Raw genomic sequence first — 691 nt, 5'->3', positions numbered from 1 at the left:
TGGGGACCGGCATCGGTGGCCTGCAGCGCGCCGGCCACCGCGCGCGCGGCCTCGGCATTGCGCAGCCACGACGCGACGGTCGGCATCTTGGCCAGCTTGGTCGGGTCGGGGTCCAGCAGCGCCTTCATCGCGCCGCAATCGGAATGGCCGCACACGATGATGTGCGACACGCCCAGCGCCAGCACCGCATATTCGATCGCCGAGGACACGCCGCCCAGCATCTCGCCATAGGCCGGGACGATGTTGCCGATATTGCGCAGCACGAACAGGTCGCCGGGCTGCGTCTGGGTGATCATGCTGGGGTTCACCCGGCTGTCGGCGCAGGCGATGAACAGCGTGCTGGGCGATTGCTGGCCGGCCAGTTCGGCGAACAGTTCGCGATTCTGGGGGAAGACCTCCCGGTTGAATTTCTCGACGCCATGCAGCAGCGAGATCAGGGTGGTCCTTGCATCCGTATCGGTCATCGAAAATCCCTATGTCCGTGTGACACACCTGGGCGACACACCTGGGGCCAGGCGACACCTGGGCGGCCTGGCGCGCGGGACCACGGCGCCAGGAGGTAACGGCCCGCGGCCCCGATGTTTCCACGTGCCAGCATAGCATGGGCCGGCCCGGCACAAAGGGCGCGTCCGGCGGAATCCGCCGCCGGCAACACTATGTCAGCGGTCGGACATGATGGCGCGGCGAACGG

General features: G+C 67.7%; 1 protein-coding gene. It reads right to left on the bottom strand.

Features of this window, described 5'->3' with window-relative positions; genetic code table 11:
- Nucleotides 1-464: carbonic anhydrase (locus tag HUK84_RS21540; protein WP_176641964.1), on the bottom strand; the 464-nt coding region annotated here is incomplete at its 3' end.
- Between the last annotated feature and the right edge of the window lie 227 nt (nucleotides 465-691).

Source organism: Nguyenibacter vanlangensis, assembly GCF_013376155.1.
GTDB lineage: Bacteria > Pseudomonadota > Alphaproteobacteria > Acetobacterales > Acetobacteraceae > Gluconacetobacter > Gluconacetobacter vanlangensis.
The sequence above is the reverse complement of the archived record's forward strand: the minus strand, read 5'-3'. Positions and strand labels throughout refer to the sequence as shown.